Origin of the sequence: Pseudosporangium ferrugineum, from assembly GCF_003002065.1 — a bacterium.
GTDB classification, from domain to species: Bacteria; Actinomycetota; Actinomycetes; order Mycobacteriales; family Micromonosporaceae; genus Actinoplanes; species Actinoplanes ferrugineus_A.
This window is the reverse complement of record NZ_PVZG01000014.1, coordinates 94,349-110,607: the sequence shown is the minus strand read 5'-3', so window position 1 is coordinate 110,607 and position 16,259 is coordinate 94,349. Positions and strand designations below refer to the sequence as shown.

Sequence of the window (16,259 nt, the reverse complement as noted above, 5' to 3'; positions counted from 1 at the left end):
CCCCTGGCCGGTTCAACCCCTCATTAGGAGTCGACAAACGTGTCCCCTTCACGTCGTGAATCTTCGAGCTCTGTGACAGCGGCATTGGCAAGATCCCGGCTGGGTGTGTGGCCGCTGGTCTGGATCGTGATGGCCGCCGCCGCCCCGCTGACGGTGGTCGCCGGAGGCGCGACGGCCGGGTTCGCCGTCACCGGTATCACCGGTATCCCGCTCGGTTACGTCGTGGTCGCGCTGATCCTGGCGGTGTTCTCGATCGGCTATGTGGCGATGTCGCGCAAGGTCGTCAACGCGGGAGCGTTCTACACCTACATCACCCACGGCCTCGGCAAACCCGCCGGAGTCGCCGGGTCGTTCGTCGCGGTCGTTGGTTACAACCTGATGCAGACCGGCCTCTACGGCGGGTTCGGGGTAGCCGCGCACGACTTCGCCACCGCTCACCTCGGCACGTCGGCGCCGTGGTGGATGTGGGCCATGCTGGCCTGGGCACTCATCGCGTTCCTCGGCGGGCGGCGCATCGACCTCAACGGCCGCGTCCTCGCCGTGCTGCTGATCGCCGAGATCGCCGTCGCCATCGTCCTCGCCATCGTGCAGGTCTCGCATCCGGCCGGCGGGAACACCTCGTTCACCACCCTGTCGCCGGGCAACCTGTTCACCGCCGGGCTTGGCGCGGCCCTGGCCACCGCAATCGCCGGGTTCGTCGGCTTCGAGGGCACAGCGGTGTTCAGCGAGGAATCCAAGGACCCGCAGAAGACCGTCGCCCGTGCCACGTACCTCGCGCTGGCGATCATCGGCGTGCTCTACGCATTTTGCGCTTGGACGATGTCGGTAGCCACCGGCCCGGACCAGATCGTCGCCAGGGCAACCTCGGACGGCTCGCAACTGATCTTCAACCTGTCCAGCCCGTACGTGCCCGCCGCGCTGATCACCCTCGGGCAGTTGCTGTTCGTCACCAGCCTCTTCGCGGCGCTGCTGGCCTTCCACAACACCGCCGCCCGCTATTTCTACGCCCTCGGCCGCGAAGGTGTCCTACCGTCCGCGCTGGGCAAGACCAGCCCGAAAACCCGCGCCCCCATCTACGGGTCTCTCCTGCAGACCGCCATCGCGCTGATAGTGATCGCGACCTACATGCTCGCGGGCTGGGACCCGTTCACCCGCATGTTCTTCTGGCTGACTGTGCTCGGCGGCGTGGCCGTGTTGATCCTTATGTGCGCCACGTCTGTCTCGGTGTTGGTCTACTTCTTCCACCCGCGCCACCGTGACGGCGTCGGCACCGCCCGCGGCATCCTCGCCCCGGCCCTGGCTACGGTGGCGCTCGGCGCGGTGCTGTCGGTGACCCTTGTCCAGATGCCGATCCTGCTCGGGGTCGGCGCGACGTCACCGGTGCGGTGGCAACTGCCGGGCGTCTTCGCCGTCGCCGCCGTCCTGGGTGCGGTGTGGGCGCTGGTCCTCAAGGCCCGCCGGCCCGACGTGTATGCCGTGATCGGCCTCGGTGCCAACAGTGCTGTGACCGAACCGGCCAGCCCGTTAGTCACGGCCGGCCGGTGACCGGTATGACGCAGCCGCACACCACCAGCGCCGCCATACGCTCCGCAACCTACGACGACGCCCCCGCGATGGCCGAGCTGCTCGTCGAGGCGTTCCTGCACGGCGACCTCGGCCCGTGGCTGATCCCGCACCTTCACACCCGCGCTCGCGTCTACCGGCCCTACTTCGCCCTGCTCACCGAGCAGGCCCTCGACCACGGCCACGTTCAGATCAGCGGCGACGCCAGCACGGACCTCGTGGCGGTGGCGATCTGGTACCCGATCGCGGGCGGCCCGCCCCCGGTGGCGGCTGACTACGACACCCGCCTCGCCGATATCACCGGGCAGTACCAGCACCGGTTCGTCGCCTTGGACGACGTGATGCACCGCCATCACCCCTACGACGCGTGGCACCACTACCTGGCGTTCCTTGCCGTCCACCCCGACCGGCAACACCACGGCCTCGGCAGCACCCTGCTCGCCCACCATCATGCCGAGCTGGACGCCACCGGCACCCCGTCCTACCTGGAAGCCACCGGCTCCCGCAACGCCCGCCTCTACGCCCGGCACGGCTACCGCCCCCGCGCCAGCTACCGCATCGGCGGCGACGGACCGGCCCTGCACCCGATGTGGCGACCACCCGCTACCTGACCTCTACTCACCCGACAGGGACGGCCCAGGACGACGAAGCGTTCAACCTCGGCCGTGATGCGGCGTCCCGAACACTGCGACCCGCACCCGGGCGGTGAGCCGGACTCCCCAGCACCGGTGCACCGCCCGGCCCGAACCGCCCCGGCCGACACCGCAACGCCCACTTCCAAAGGCTCTGATCATGACTTCGCCCGCACTGCTGACCTTGTACGATCCACCCCGCAGCAGGACCGACCCTCGGCAGCCCAAGGCGTACAACGCCCTACGTGCCAAGCGCGATGCGCCGCTATCGGCTGCGTGGCAGCCTCCGCCGTCGCTGCAACGACCGATGGGGAGGCGGTCGTCTTGACCCAGCCTGGAGAATGGCTCGACCTCACGCGGCCACAGGCCGCCCGCCGCTACGACGCCCTGCTCGGCGGCAAGGACAACTTCGAGTCCGACCGCGCCTCCGCGCAGCAGATCCGCCAGGAATTACCGTCGGTCGACCTCGCCGCTCGGGAGCTGCGCCGGTTCCTTGAGCGGGTCGTGCACCATCTGGCCGCCGACTGCGGCGTCCGCCAGTTTCTCGACATCGGATGCGGGCTGCCACATGCACCGAACGTGCCCGAGATCGCCCAAGCAGTCGACCCCACCACCCGCGTCGTCTACGTCGACCCCGACCCCCTCGTTGGCGCCCACGCCCGCGCCCTGCTGACCAGCCACCCCGACGGGGCCGCCCACTTCAGGTCCGGCGGCTTGAACGACCTGGACGCGATTCTGGCCGACGACACGGTACGAGACCTCATCGACTTCACCAAGCCGGTCGCGGTCCTGCTACTGGCCGTGCTGCATTTTGTCCCCGACGACCAGCATGCCTACGACGCCCTCGACCACCTCAGGACCGCACTGCCACCCGGCTCGTACGTCGCGGTGTCGCACGTGACCTTCGACCCGCTGTCGGCCGACCAAGCCGACAGGCTGGCGAAACTCGCTGACCCCGGCGCCGGCCACGGACCCTTCCGCGCCCGGACCCACGATCAGCTCACCGCGCTGCTCGACGGGCTCGAGTTGCTGGAACCAGGCGTGGTCTCCGTCGTGGACTGGCATCCCGACCGCGAACCCCGCCCGCAGATCGGAGCCGATCAAGCTGTCGCCTACGGCGCCCTGACCCTTATAACCCTCGCCACCCGCGACGTCGGTCAGCCCTCGACACAGGAAGGACAGACGGCTGATGTTGCGCAATGACCTGACATCGCGTGACCTCACGACGGACACCGGCTCGCTCACGGCGACGATCACAGCCACGTGCCAGGCGCAGTGCGCCGGGGCGGATCGCTGCCGAGCCGCGTAGCAGGAACGGCGCCGATGGCCGTCCCTGCTACGGGTGGTGTCAGGCGGCGTTGGAGAGGTCCGTCACCGCGGTCGCCTTGTCGCCGTCCGTGGCGTTCTTGAGCTGAGGCACCAGCACGTCGAGGGCGTACAGCAGCGCGTTCGGTCCGCTGTAGGCCAGGGCCCCGCCCAGCGGCGTCGAGAAGGACGTGTAGAGGGTGCGGTCCTCGGTCACCACCTTCAGCCGGCTGAAGGCCGGGGAGGTCAGCATGTCCTTCTTGGTCGCGCCGTTGACGAACAGCACGTCGCGGTCCAGCAGGTCGAGGCGTTCCTCGCTGATCTCGTCCTTCTCGGTCTGGGCCGCGAAGCCGAGGGCGTCGAAGAGGGCCCGGCGGGGGTCCTTGGCCGGGATCAGCCAGTGCTGGCCCTTCTCCGGGCCGAAGTCGACGACCAGGGTCTTGCCGGCGAACTGGGGGTTGGCCTGCTTGGCCTCGGCGATCTTCGCGTTGACCTTGTCGACCAGGGCCTGGGCCTCGGCCGGCTTGCCGAGCGCCTTGCCGGTGGTCAGGGTCTGCACGTCCCAGGGGGTCTGCTCGTCGGCGTACGCGCTGGACTGGATGACCGTGGGGGCGATCTGGGACAGCTTCTCGTACGTCTCCTTGGTGATCGTCTCGTAGATGCCGAGGATCAGGTCGGGCTGCTGCTTGATGATCGCCTCGAAGTTCATCTCGGCGGAGAAGGTGCTGATCTTCTGGCCGCCGAGGGCCGACTGCACCCACGGGTACGCCGGGTATTCGGTGAACCATTCGCGGGTGCTGACCGGCACGACGCCGAGGGCGAGGACCGGGTCCTGGTCGTTCCAGCCGACGGTGACGACGCGGGTGGGCTGCTTCTCGATGGTGGTCGAGCCGAACTTGTGCTCGATCGTCACCGGGAAGGCCGCCGCGGCCGCGCCCGACGCCGCCGGGGTGGCGGGCTCGTCGTCGTCGGCTGCGCAGGCGGTGGCGGTCGTGGCGGCGAGCAGGCCGGCCGTGGCGACGGTGAGGACCCGTCGCCAGCGTCGGGTACGGGGGGTCATGGGCGCTCCTGATGATCGGGGGTCCGTTGGCTCGACCTGTAGGTTAGGTTAGGCTAACTTCGCTTCGCTCCCCGGGGTTCGCCCCCACCCTTTTTCTGGAGGACCACAGCCATGCAGCGGACCCTGCTCGGTGGCAAGATCCACCGCGCCACCGTGACCCAGGCAGACCTGCACTACGTCGGCTCCATCACCATCGACAGGACCCTGATGGACGCCGTGGACCTCGTCGAGGGCGAGCAGGTCCAGGTGGTCGACATCGACAACGGCGCGCGGCTCGTGACGTACGTGATCGAGGGCGCGGCGGGTTCCGGCGTGATCGGGATCAACGGCGCCGCCGCCCGGCTCGTCTCCGTCGGCGACCTGATCATCATCATGTCGTTCAAGCAGGTGGACGAGGCCGAGCGGGCCACGTACGAGCCCCGGGTCGCGCACGTCGACGCGCAGAACCGGCTGGTGGACATCGGCTCCGACCCGTCCGCGCCGGTGCCCGGCGCCGACGACCAGCTCTCCGGCAAAGTCCTGGTCCACTGAGGAATCGCGACATGGGCGCGCTGACCGTCTGCCGGGACTGCTGCTGCGGCAGCGCCGACAAGCACCCGGGGGTCGATCATGACGGGCAACTCACGGCCATCCGTGGCGCGGTGGGAGAGCGGCATCGCGTACGCGTGAGCGAATGCCTGCGCGTCTGCGAGCGGTCCAATGTGGTCGTGGTGCACCCCACACCGGCCGCCCGCCGGGCCGGTGCCCGCCTGGTTCACCTCGGTGACGTCCTCGATGATCACCTGGTGGACGCGGTGGTGGACTGGCTCGACGCGGGCGGGCCCGGGAAGGCCGAGGCCCCGACCGTCCTCATCGGATGCATTTTCGACCCGAAGGACTACGCCGACTGACCGGAGATCCGGTCTATGCTTGCCCGCGACGATCGAGCAAGGTGCAGACGACCCTGAGGATGCGCACGTGGCAGACGGTCCGGCCGCCCCCGGCGGAGAACGCGACATTCCCAAGCTGGACACGACGGTGCCGCAGACGGCGCGGATCTGGAATTACCTGCTCGGGGGCAAGGACAACTTCGCAGTGGACCGCGAGGTCGGCGACCAGATCGTGGCCACCCTGCCGCAACTGGCCGAGAACGCCCGCCTGTCGCGGGCCTATCTCGCCCGCGCGGTGCGCTACCTCGCCGGCGAGCGGGGCATCCGGCAGTTCCTCGACATCGGCACCGGCCTGCCCACCGCCGACAACACCCACGAGGTCGCCCAGTCCGTGGCGCCCGACGCGCGCATCGTCTACGTCGACAACGATCCGCTGGTGCTCGCGCACGCCCGCGCGCTGCTGACCACCAGCGCGGAGGGTGCCACCGCCTACGTCGACGCCGACCTGCGCGACGCCGGCACGATCCTGCGCGAGGCCGCGCACACGCTCGACCTCGACCAGCCCGTCGCCGTGTTCCTGATGGGCATCCTCGGCCACATCGAGTCGGACGACGAGGCGCGCGACATCATCGGTTCGATCCTGGACCGGCTGCCCTCGGGCAGCTACCTTGCGATGTACGACGGCAGCGACACCAGCGAGGCCAACACCGAGGCCGTCCGGATCTGGAACATCTCCGCCAACCCCAAGTACCACCTGCGGAGCCCCGAACGCATCGCCGGCCTCTTCGCCGGACTCGAGATCGTCGACCCCGGCGTGGTGTCGGTGACCCGATGGAAGCCCGAGCCGGGGGCGGAGAACGCCGTTGAGATCGACCAGTACGCCGCTGTCGGGCGCAAACCGTAACCAGAGGACCATGCCGATGAGTGCGCCCGAGCAGAACGGCGGGCCCACGGTCCGCCGGCTCCAGCTCGGCGCGCGCCTGCGCAGCCTGCGGCTGGCCGCCGGGATCACCCGGGACCGGGCCGGCTACGAGATCCGCGGCTCCGAGTCGAAGATCAGCCGGATGGAGCTGGGCCGGGTCGCGTTCAAGGAGCGCGACGTCACCGACCTGCTGAAGCTCTACGGAATCACCGACGCCGGCGAGCACGAGCGGCTGCTGGCGCTGGCCCGGGAAGCCAACTCGCCCGGCTGGTGGCACTCGTACGGCGACGTGCTCACCACGTGGTTCCAGAACTACCTCGACCTCGAGCAGGCCGCGGAACTGATCCGTACGTACGAGATCCAGTTCGTTCCGGGCCTGCTCCAGACCGACGCCTACGCCCGCGCGGTCATCATGCTCGGGCACGGCACCGCCTCGGCCGAGGAGATCGACCGCCGCGCCGACCTGCGGATGGCCCGTAAGCAGCTGCTCGGCCGGGAGAACCCGCCCCGCCTGTGGGCGGTGATCGACGAGGCGGTCCTCAAGCGTCCGATCGGCGGCCGGCACGTGCTGCGCGAGCAGATCGCGTACCTGATCGAGCAGTCCACCCTGCGCAACATCCGGCTGCAGGTCATACCGTTCAGCACCGGCGGCCACGCGGCGGCCGGCGGCGCCTTCTCGATCCTGCGGTTCCCGCACGAGAACCTGCCGGACGTGGTCTACATCGAGCACCTGACGAGCGGCCTCTACCTCGACAAGCGCGAGGACGTCGACCACTACGCGGCGGCGATGGGCCGGCTGTTCATCGAGGCCGAGCCGCCGGACCGGACCCCGGAGATCCTGCGCCGGGCCCTGCGCGACCTCGACGACTGAGCGCCGCGGCCGGCAGGGCCCGGCCCCCGTCAGGCCACGACCCGGCTGTTCTCTCGGTTGCCGGGCTCGCCGGCCAGGTCGCCCCGCCGCGGCCGGGCGATGATCGCGGCCACCGCGATGAGCGCGAAACCCCAGATCGGCAGCTGCTCGAGGTCGCTCGGGCTCAGGAACCAGCCCTCGCCGAGGTCCAGCGCGCGCATCAGATCGACGGTGGGCGCGAAGGCGAAGCCGCGGGAGTGCACCAGTTCGCCCGTGCCGACCGGGTCGGCCACGGTCAGGTAGCGCACGAGCGAGGCCACGAAGCCCGCCGCCGACGGGAGCACCGCGACCAGCCCCACGGTGGCCAGGACCGTGCTGCGCCGGGGCCGCCGTGCCGCCCGGATGCGGTGTGCCAGCGCCACCCCGGCCAGCCACCCCGCGGCGAGGCCGAGCAGCGTTCCGGCGATCGTGAGCGGCAGGTACGACGCGGGACGCTGCGGCCAGCCGGCGAGCTGGATCCCCTCGGTGCCGTCGGCGTAGCGGTAGACGTACACGTCGAGGCGGGTCTCGGCGTTCTCCGCGGCGAAGTGGACGTCGGTGAGGCCGGGGGAGGCGTCGCCGGCCGTGACCGGCCCGGTGCGCCAGCCGTCGGCGGCCAGCTTCTGGTGGATCCGTTGCGCCGCCTGCTCGATGCCGGTGCCGGCGGCCACGGGTGCCGAGGCGAACAGATAGCGGTCCGAGGAGCCGCTCTGCTCCAGGCCCGGCAGGATCCGCTGGCTGAGCGCCGCCGCGTCGGGGAGCGCGGGATAGCCGGCCGTGCCCGCCCACGAGCCGAGGGCGGCGCCCAGCGCGCCGCCGACGAGCATCGCCAGCACCGCGGCCACCACGGCGAGCGGGCGGCGGGCCGGCGGACGGAAGCGTTCGCGCAGGCCGTCCAGCACGAGCCAGCCCCGCTCGGACCGGGTCGGCCGGCCGCCGGTGGCCTCCATCAGGGTCGCGACGAGCTCGCCGCCGTGCTTGCGGCGCAGCCTGGCCGGGTAGGCGGCCAGCAGCGTCCGGTGACCGCCGTGCGCGCTCATGCGGCACCTCCGGCGACCCCGGGCCGGAGCCCGAGCTGGTGGTCGGCGACGGCGGCGTGGCGCCGCAGCCGGCCGGCCTCCTCGGCGAGGGCGGCGGCACCGCTGTCGCTGAGCCGGTAGTAGCGCCGGAGCCGGCCGTCGACGGCCTCCTCGCGGTCGATCTCGATCAGGCCCTGCTGATCGAGGCGGTCCAGGGCGCCGTACAGGGTGCCGGGCCGCAGCGTCAGCTCCCCGCCGGAGAGGTCCACGACGGACTGCACGATCCCGTAGCCGTGAAGCGGCCGGGCGGCGAGCGCCGTCAGTATGAAGAAGGTTGGTTTCTGCACGGCGGAGACAGTACGGCCGCCGATGTATAACGTCAAACGTAGTGTTCAGCGCGGGTGGCTCGTCAGGTAGCCGCCCATCGTCGTGAAGTAGTCGTGGGCGGCCAGCTCGACGCCGTCGTCCGTGCGTACGCGCTTGATGAGCAGGGCCCGGCTCCGGCCGCGACGGGCCTCGGCGCCCGCGACCACCGCCACGCCGTCGCCCTCGCGGTAGAAGATGCGGCCCGGGGTGCCGCCGTAGATCGCCTCCGACACGCCCGCCGCCACGATCTCCAGGCGGCGGCCGCGGTGGAAGCAGAACGCCTGCGGGTACGGCGCGGACTGGGCCCGGACGAGGCGGGCGAGCTCCTCCGCCGTCCAGGTCCAGTCGATGCGGATGTCCTCCTCCGCGCGCTTGTGGAAGAAGCTGGCCCTGCTGCGGTCCTGCGGGACGAAGTCGCGGCGGCCGGAGGCGAGTTCGGCAAGTCCGTCCACTGTGATGGGTCCGAAGAGCTCGAGCGTCTTGTGGAACAGGTCCGTGGTGGTGTCCTCGGGGCCGACCGGGACCGAGCGTTGCAGCACGATCGGGCCGGCGTCCAGCGTCTCGTCCATGAGGTGCGCGGTCACGCCGACCTCGGGCTCGTCGTTGAGCAGGGCCCAGATCAGGGGCGAGAATCCCGCGTACGCCGGCAGCAGCGCGTCATGCACGTTGAGCGTCCCGAACGCCGGCAGGGTGAAGACGCGCGGCGGGATCCAGGTGCGCCAGTTGGTGGCCACGATGACGTCCGGCGCGACCTCCTTGAGCGTCTCGTACAGCTCGTCGTCGTCCGGACGCTCGCGGATCAGCACCGGTACGCCCGCCGACGCCGCGAGTTCCTCGACGGAGTCGGACCACACCTTCTCGTACGCGCCCTCGCCACGCGGGTGCGTCACCACCATGACGACCTCGTGTTCCGAGTCCAGCAGGGCCTGCAGCGTGCGGTGTCCCCACGTCTGGAACCCGAACATGACGACTCGCATGGATTTCTCCCTCACCAGGCACTGCGGACGACGGCTGTGCTTAGGTTAGGCTAACCAACACCTCGGGGTCAGGTCGGCCCCGCCGTGGAGGGGACGGACATGTCTGAACCTGAACTCGATGTCGTGGGAATCGGCTTCGGCCCGTCGAATCTCGCCATGGCGATCGCCGTGACGGAGCACAACGGCACCGCCGGCGCGGGTCCGGCGGTCACGGCGCGCTTCCTCGAACGGCAGGCGTCGTTCGGATGGCACCGCGGCATGCTGCTCGACGACGCCACGATGCAGGTCTCGTTCCTCAAGGACCTGGTGACGCTGCGGAACCCCACCAGCGAGTTCAGCTTCCTGCGGTACCTGCACAGCCAGGGCCGGCTGATCGACTTCATCAACCACAAGAACCTGTTCCCGCTCCGCGTCGAGTTCCACGACTACTTCGCGTGGGCCGCCGAGCAGGTCGCCGACCAGGTCACGTACGACGCCGAGGTGCTGTCCGTGAGCCCGGTCGAGGACGCCGCCGGCGACATCACCGCGGTGGACGTGCTGTCCCGGCAGGGCGGGCGGCTGACCACCCACCGGGCCCGCAACCTCGTGGTGGGCACCGGGTTGCGGCCCCGGCTGCCCGAAGGCGTGGCAGCCTCGCCGCGGATCTGGCACACCAGCGAGCTGCTGCACAACCTGCCGCGCCTCCGTGGCACCGAGCCCCGCCGCTTCGTGGTCGTCGGCGCCGGCCAGAGCGCCGCCGAGGCCGTCGCCACCCTGCACACCGAGTTCCCCGGCGCCGAGATCTGCGCGGTCTTCTCCCGGTACGGCTACTCGCCGGCCGACGACAGCTCGTTCGCCAACCGCATCTTCGACCCCGAGGCGGTCGACGACTTCTACCGCGCGCCCGAGGGCGTCAAGCGGCAGCTGATGGAGTACCACGCCAACACGAACTACTCCGTCGTCGACATCGACCTGATCGACGACCTGTACCGCCGGGCGTACCAGGAGAAGGTTCTGGGCCGGGAACGCCTGCGGATGCTGAACGTCTCGCGGGTGACCCGGATCGCCGACGGGCCGGACGCCGCGGTGGCCACCGTCCGGTCGCTGGTGACGGGGGAGAAGACCACTCTGGAGGCCGACGTGGTGGTCTGCGCGACCGGGTACCACCAGGCCGACCCGTACGGCATCCTCGGCGACGTCGCGGAGCTCTGCCGGCGCGACGAGCAGGGGCGTCCGGAGGTGCGGCGGGACTACCGGGCGGCGACCGACCCGCGGCTGCGGGTGGGGATCTACCTCCAGGGCGGCACGGAGCACACCCACGGCATCACCTCGGCGTTGTTGTCCAACACCGCGATCCGGGTGGGGGAGATCCTGGACTCCGTGGTGGCCCACCGTACGGCGCCCGCCCTCGTGGCGGCCTGACCGTTCGGGTTTTCAAACGGGACGTATTTCCAATGTCGACTCATCCGTTCGGCCGAGTTCGAGTCTTGATCGTTGTCCTGATTCGGTACGCGGAGGAGACTTCGTCCTCGCGTTGATCCCTCCCCCTCGACGCCTAGGACGTGTGATGACTCAGCCTCGCCAATCCCTCTCCGCACCGGCCCGGAAGCGAAGTCCGCTCCCGTGGGTGCTGCTCGCCGTGTTCGTCGTCGCTCTCGGCGTCGTGCTCGTTCCCAAACTGGTCGGCTCGGGCGGTAACGACGACCCCGCCCCGGTCGCCGCCTCCCAGGCCGACCCCCTGCTGACCGCCGTCGACAAGTGCGACCCGGTCAAGCAGGGGCTCAAGCTCTCCGACAAGAACCGCAAGCTGACCATCAACGGCGCCGGCAAGAAGTTCCCGGTGGGTCTCAACGAGGACGCCATGACCTGCGTCCTCGACACCATCGGCATGCCCGGCACGCTCATCGACCGGATGCGCTCCACCGTCTCCGCCGACGGCCAGCTCGAGGGCGACTGGCCCAGCTTCACCGCGACGTGGACGAACGACGCCGACAAGGGCCTCGACGTCACGGTGACCCGCACCAGCTGACCCGTTCCCGCGGTCAGATCTCCAGCGAGGCCGACAGGCGCGGATCGTCGAGGGCGTGCGCGGCAGTGATCGCGTACGCCCCCGGCACGGTGCGCCAGCCGCCGTCCCAGACCTGCCAGGTGCGCTCGGGCAGCGCCACCCGTACGGTCACCGTCTCGCCGGGGTGCGCCTCGACCGGGGCGAACCCGGCCAGCGCGCGGGCCGGCCGGGCCGGGGCGTCGGGCCGGCCGCCGATCGGGCCCGCGTACACCTGCACCACCTCACGCCCGAACCGCGTGCCGGTGTTCGTCAGGGTCACGACCGCCTCGGTGGCCGACGCCTCGATCGCCTCGTAGCGCCAGGTCGTGTAGCCGAGGCCGTGGCCGAACGCGTACCGCGGCGGGGTGCCCGCCAGGTCCCACGCGCGGTAGCCGATGAAGACGCCCTCCTCGTACTCGACGACGCCGTCGCGCGGCGCCACCTCCAGCACGGGGCAGTCCTGCTCGCGGCGCGGCCAGGTGGTCGGCAGCCGCCCGCCGGGCTCCTCCACGCCGAGCAGCACGTCCGCCAGCGCCGCGCCCGCCTCCTGGCCCGGGAACCACGTCAGCAGCACCGCCGCCACGTCGTCCGCCCACGGCAGCAGCACCGGCGAGCCGGCGTTGACCACCACGACCGTCCGCGGGTTGGCCGCGGCGACCCGGGCCACCAGCTCGTCCTGCCGGCCGGGCAGCGCCAGCGAGGTCCGGTCGAAGCCCTCCGACTCGACCTGCTCGGTGGTGCCGACCACGACGATCGCCACGTCCGACGCGGTGGCGAGCGCGACCGCCTCGGCCAGCAGGCCGTCCGGGGAGACCCCGGGACCCTGGTGGCCGAGCGTCGCGGAGACCGTGTGCCCCATCCCCGGCTGGAGGGTCTGCCGCAGCACCACTTCCACGGGTACGCCGGCGGCCAGCTCGACCGCCGTCCGCTGCTCCTTCGGCGAGAGCAGCAGGTCGGCGCGGCCGGTGCCGGGCGGGTGCAGCGTCCCGGCGTAGCGCGACTCGCCGCCCACGGACAGGTCGAAGGTGCCGAACCCGGAGACCGCGAAGGTGTGCTCGCCGCCGCGCTCGGGCGTGAACGTGGTGCGCAGCTCGATGCCCGTGACGTCGGCGGGGGCGATGCCGCCGGGCAGATCGCCGATCCAGCGCACCGTCGCCGTGGGCACCTCGAACGCATAGTCCGCGCCGAGCAGCGTCACCGAGGCGGGCTCGCCCAGCGCGGGCAGGAACGGCCGCGGGTCGGCGCCGACCGCGTGCGCCACGTCGACGCCGGGCAGGGCGCGGGTGAGGCCCTCCAGCGGCGAGATCACGTGCGGCGGGGTGACCTGGGCGCTGCCGCCGCCGAGCACCCGGGCGTCGGTGGCGAGCGCGCCGATGACCGCCACCCGGGTCAGCGCGGCGGGCTCCAGCGGCAGGGTGTGGTGCTCGTTGCGGGCCAGGACGAACGACCGGGTCGCCACGGTGTGCGCCACGGCGTCCCCGTCCAGGTCGGCGGGGAAGGACGTGACCGCCGCGGGTACGCCCTTGAGCAGCCCGACGCGCCCGGCCAGCGTGAGCACCCGCCGTACCTTGTCGTCGATCAGCTCTTCCGCCACCTGACCGGCGCGCACCGCCGCGACCAGCGCGGCCCCCCACGGGTTCTCCAGGGCCGGCATGGCGATGTCGAGGCCGCCGAGCGCCGTCGGCACCGTCTCCCGCGCCGCCCGCCAGTCCGACACCACGATGCCGTCGAAACCCCATTCATCCTTCAGTACGTCCGACTGAAGCACCCCGTTCGCGGCCATCGGCAACCCGTTCACGCTGTTGTACGCGCTCATCACGCCCCAGCCGCCGGCCCGCACGACCCGCTCGAACGGCGCGAGATAGACCTCCCGCAGGGCGCGCTCGCCGATCCGCACGTCGACGGTCATCCGGTCGGTCTCGAAGTCGTTGCCCACCAGGTGCTTCACCGTCGTGCCGACGCCGTGCTCCTGCACCCCGGCCACGAACCCGACGCCGATCTCGCCGGAGAGCAGCGGGTCCTCGGAGTAGCACTCGAAGTGCCGGCCGCCCAGCGGGGTGCGCTGCAGGTTCACGGTCGGGCCGAGCAGCAGGTGCACGCCCTTGCGCCGGGACTCCTGCCCGAGCAGCCGGCCGGCCGTACGGGCCAGCTCCGGGTCCCAGGTGGCGGCGAGGGCGGTCGGGCTGGGCAGGGCGATGGACGGATCCTCGGGGGCCCAGCCGGTGCCCCGTACGCCGATCGGCCCGTCGCTCATGATCAGCGAACCCAGGCCGATCCGGGGGATCGCGGGCAGGGACCAGAAGTCCTGACCGCCGAGGAGTGACACTTTCTCCTCGAGCGTGAGCTGGTTGATCAGGTGGTCCATGGAAGCGCTCCCATCGCGTCGGCTGCGACGATCTTACGTGCGCAGGTAAGAGGCACCGTTCAGGTCGATGATCGAACCCGACGCCCACTCGGCCTCCGGCGACGCCAGCCAGTGCACCGCGCCCGCGATCTCCGCCGGCCGCGCGACCCGGCCGAACGGGCTCTGCGCCCGGATCTCGTCGCCCCGCTCCGCCTTCAGATGCTCGTTCGTCATGTCCGTCTCGACGAACCCCGGAGCCACACAGGCCACCCCTATCCCGTACGGCGCCAGCGCCACCGCCAGCGACTGGGCCATCGCGTTCAGGGCTGCCTTGCTCGCGCCGTACGCCGGCTGCTGCGGCTCGCCGCGGAACGCGCCCCGCGACGACACGTTGACGATCCGGCCCCCGCGTTCCCGCATGTGCTGGGCCGCCGCCCACGCCGCGTTCGCCGCGCCGAACAGGTTCACGTCGAACGTGCGGCGCCACGTGGCCTGCCACTCGTCGTACGCCGTACCGAAGACGGGGTGGGGTGGATCCGCCCGGCCGAACGCGCCGGCGTTGTTCACCAGCACGTCCAGGCCCCCGAGCCCGGCCGCCGCTTCGTCCACCATGGCGCGTACGGCCTCGGGGTCCGCCAGATCGGCCCGGACCACGACGTGGCCGGTGCCGGGCAGCTCCGCGGCCAGCTGCCCGGCCAGCGCCGCGGAATCGCGGTGATGGACCGCCACGCGGTCGCCGCCGGCCGCGAACCGCCGGGCGATCGCCCGGCCGATGCCGCGGGAGGAGCCGGTCACCAGGATCGCCCGACCTGTCATACCCCCACCCTAAGATCTCCGCTGTGGAGCCACTCACGAACGCCCGGCAGCGCCTCGAGCGCGCCGTCCGCAGGGTCCAGGCCGACGCCCGGGTGCCGGCCCTGTCCGTCGCGCTGCACCGCGCCGACCGCGAGCTCTGGACCTGCACGGTCGGTTCGTCGGGCAACCCGGAGCATCCGCTCGGCCCCGGCAGCCGCTTCCGCGTCGGCTCGGTCACCAAGACCTTCACGGCCGTCCTGGTCCTCCAGGCGCGCGACGACGGCCTGCTCGACCTCGACGACCCGGTCTCCGCCCACCTCGACGTGCCCGCCCACGGCGGCGCCACCCTCCGCGCCCTGCTCTCCCACACGGCCGGCTACCAGCGTGAGCCGCACGGCGACGTGTGGGACGTGCTGGCCGCCCCCGACGACCGCCGGCTCCTCGACGACCTGGCCCGCGCCGAACGCGTCCTGCCCGCCCACCGCCGCTACCACTACTCCAACCTCGGCGTCGCCGTCCTCGGCCAGCTCGTCGCCCGGCTGCGCGGCGGCACCTGGGCCGAGGTGCTCCAGGAGAGGATCCTCGACCCGCTCGGCCTCGCCGCCACCACGGTCGAGCCCACGGCCGGCGCGGCGGTCGGCTACCTCGTCGACGCCTACTCCGACGCCGCCCGCCCCGAGCCCCAGCTGGACATGGGCGGCGTCGCCCCGGCGGCCCAGCTCTGGAGCACGGCCACCGACATGGCCCGCTGGGCGGCGTTCCTGGCCACCCCGGAGATCATCGACCCGGGCGCCCTGGTGCTGTCCCGGGACACCCTCGACGAGATGCGCTGGCCGCGGACCACGACCGACGAAACCCTCTGGACCGGCGGCTTCGGCCTCGGCCTGATCCTCATCCCCCAGGGCGGCCGCGTCCTGCACGTCGGCCACGACGGCGCCATGCCCGGCTTCCTCGCCGGCGTCTACGGCCGCCGCGGCGGCGAAGGCAACCCGGGCGCCCTCGGCGCGGCGGTGCTGGCCTCCTCCGGCACGGCAACCGAGATCAACGAACTGGTCCACGAACTCCTCACGATCGCGGTCGACGCCGACCCGGCCGAGATCCGCCCCTGGTCGCCCGGCCCACCCGCCCCACCGCAATACCGGGACATCCTCGGCCCCTGGTGGAGCGAGGGCTTCCCGCACACCTTCAGCTGGCACGACGGCACCCTCCAGGCCCGCGCGGCCGACGCCCCGGCCGACCGCCCACCCTCGGTCTTCCGCCCCATCCCCGACCGCCCGGACACCCTCCGCACGGTCTCGGGCCGCGAGACAGGAGAACTCCTCAGACTCACCCGCAACGACACGGGCGCGGTGGTCCGCATGCACTGGGCGACCTACCGCTTCACCCGCCACCAGGAGACCTTCGACGGGATCGCGGTCTCCGAGGGCTGACCACCCGGTCCTGTCACCCGGTCCTGTTGCCCGCGGCCTGTTGTTCGCGGCCCTTGGCGCGC

Annotated in this window: 16 protein-coding genes; 10 read left to right on the top strand and 6 right to left on the bottom strand. The window is 71.6% G+C overall.

Annotated features, from left to right (window positions below):
- Nucleotides 1-72 precede the first annotated feature (72 nt).
- The 3 genes from CLV70_RS26875 to CLV70_RS26865 all read left to right on the top strand — a co-directional run bounded on the left by CLV70_RS26875 (nt 73) and on the right by CLV70_RS26865 (nt 3,398).
- Entirely contained in the window at nt 73-1,545 is a 1,473-nt protein-coding gene (locus CLV70_RS26875; RefSeq protein WP_281260492.1) for an APC family permease, read from the top strand.
- Between the two features lie 5 nt (nt 1,546-1,550).
- Nucleotides 1,551-2,174 (top strand): GNAT family N-acetyltransferase, encoded by a 624-nt coding sequence (locus CLV70_RS26870; RefSeq protein WP_106129380.1) that lies wholly within the window; start codon nt 1,551-1,553, stop codon nt 2,172-2,174.
- 297 nt (nt 2,175-2,471) lie between these two features.
- Entirely contained in the window at nt 2,472-3,398 is a 927-nt protein-coding gene (locus tag CLV70_RS26865) for an SAM-dependent methyltransferase (protein ID WP_245908480.1), read from the top strand.
- A gap of 145 nt (nt 3,399-3,543) precedes the next feature.
- On the opposite strand, the gene CLV70_RS26860 is transcribed toward CLV70_RS26865, so the two are convergent.
- The gene (locus tag CLV70_RS26860; protein WP_106129379.1) at nt 3,544-4,560 is read right to left on the bottom strand and encodes an ABC transporter substrate-binding protein; all 1,017 of its coding nucleotides are present in this window, start codon (nt 4,558-4,560) and stop codon (nt 3,544-3,546) included.
- Nucleotides 4,561-4,671: 111 nt separating this feature from the next.
- Between CLV70_RS26860 and panD the strand changes: the two genes are divergently transcribed.
- The 4 genes from panD to CLV70_RS26840 all read left to right on the top strand — a co-directional run bounded on the left by panD (nt 4,672) and on the right by CLV70_RS26840 (nt 7,222).
- Entirely contained in the window at nt 4,672-5,091 is a 420-nt protein-coding gene (panD, locus tag CLV70_RS26855) for an aspartate 1-decarboxylase (RefSeq protein ID WP_106129378.1), read from the top strand.
- Nucleotides 5,092-5,111: 20 nt separating this feature from the next.
- Entirely contained in the window at nt 5,112-5,450 is a 339-nt protein-coding gene (locus CLV70_RS26850) for a hypothetical protein (RefSeq protein WP_106129502.1), read from the top strand.
- A gap of 67 nt (nt 5,451-5,517) precedes the next feature.
- On the top strand, nt 5,518-6,333 hold the full coding sequence (locus tag CLV70_RS26845; RefSeq protein ID WP_106129377.1) for an SAM-dependent methyltransferase: 816 nt from the start codon (nt 5,518-5,520) through the stop codon (nt 6,331-6,333).
- Between the two features lie 16 nt (nt 6,334-6,349).
- On the top strand, nt 6,350-7,222 hold the full coding sequence (locus CLV70_RS26840) for a helix-turn-helix domain-containing protein (RefSeq protein WP_106129376.1): 873 nt from the start codon (nt 6,350-6,352) through the stop codon (nt 7,220-7,222).
- Between the two features lie 29 nt (nt 7,223-7,251).
- Here CLV70_RS26840 and CLV70_RS26835 read toward each other — a convergent pair whose 3' ends face one another.
- The 3 genes from CLV70_RS26835 to CLV70_RS26825 are packed head-to-tail and all read right to left on the bottom strand — an operon-like array spanning nt 7,252 to nt 9,602.
- Nucleotides 7,252-8,280, bottom strand: coding sequence for a hypothetical protein (locus tag CLV70_RS26835; protein ID WP_106129375.1), 1,029 nt, complete (start codon nt 8,278-8,280; stop codon nt 7,252-7,254).
- On the bottom strand, nt 8,277-8,606 hold the full coding sequence (locus CLV70_RS26830) for a PadR family transcriptional regulator (protein WP_106129374.1): 330 nt from the start codon (nt 8,604-8,606) through the stop codon (nt 8,277-8,279). The genes CLV70_RS26835 and CLV70_RS26830 overlap by 4 nt, the downstream gene beginning before the upstream one ends.
- A 45-nt stretch (nt 8,607-8,651) precedes the next feature.
- Nucleotides 8,652-9,602: a methionyl-tRNA formyltransferase gene (locus CLV70_RS26825; RefSeq protein WP_106129373.1), complete on the bottom strand. Its 951-nt coding sequence runs from the start codon at nt 9,600-9,602 to the stop codon at nt 8,652-8,654.
- Nucleotides 9,603-9,701: 99 nt separating this feature from the next.
- On the opposite strand from CLV70_RS26825, the gene CLV70_RS26820 reads away from it, so the two are divergent.
- The gene (locus tag CLV70_RS26820) at nt 9,702-11,003 is read left to right on the top strand and encodes a lysine N(6)-hydroxylase/L-ornithine N(5)-oxygenase family protein (protein WP_106129372.1); all 1,302 of its coding nucleotides are present in this window, start codon (nt 9,702-9,704) and stop codon (nt 11,001-11,003) included.
- A 205-nt stretch (nt 11,004-11,208) separates the two neighbouring features.
- Nucleotides 11,209-11,610 (top strand): hypothetical protein, encoded by a 402-nt coding sequence (locus CLV70_RS26815; protein WP_106129371.1) that lies wholly within the window; start codon nt 11,209-11,211, stop codon nt 11,608-11,610.
- A 13-nt stretch (nt 11,611-11,623) separates the two neighbouring features.
- Here the strand turns inward: CLV70_RS26815 and CLV70_RS26810 are convergent, their stop codons facing one another.
- Together CLV70_RS26810 and CLV70_RS26805 are read right to left on the bottom strand one after the other, a co-directional pair.
- The gene (locus tag CLV70_RS26810; RefSeq protein ID WP_106129370.1) at nt 11,624-13,993 is read right to left on the bottom strand and encodes a glycoside hydrolase family 3 protein; all 2,370 of its coding nucleotides are present in this window, start codon (nt 13,991-13,993) and stop codon (nt 11,624-11,626) included.
- A 33-nt stretch (nt 13,994-14,026) separates the two neighbouring features.
- Nucleotides 14,027-14,788, bottom strand: a complete 762-nt coding sequence (locus tag CLV70_RS26805; protein ID WP_106129369.1) for an SDR family NAD(P)-dependent oxidoreductase — start codon at nt 14,786-14,788, stop codon at nt 14,027-14,029.
- A gap of 23 nt (nt 14,789-14,811) precedes the next feature.
- On the opposite strand from CLV70_RS26805, the gene CLV70_RS26800 reads away from it, so the two are divergent.
- Entirely contained in the window at nt 14,812-16,197 is a 1,386-nt protein-coding gene (locus CLV70_RS26800; protein ID WP_106129368.1) for a serine hydrolase domain-containing protein, read from the top strand.
- The last annotated feature ends 62 nt before the right edge of the window (nt 16,198-16,259 follow it).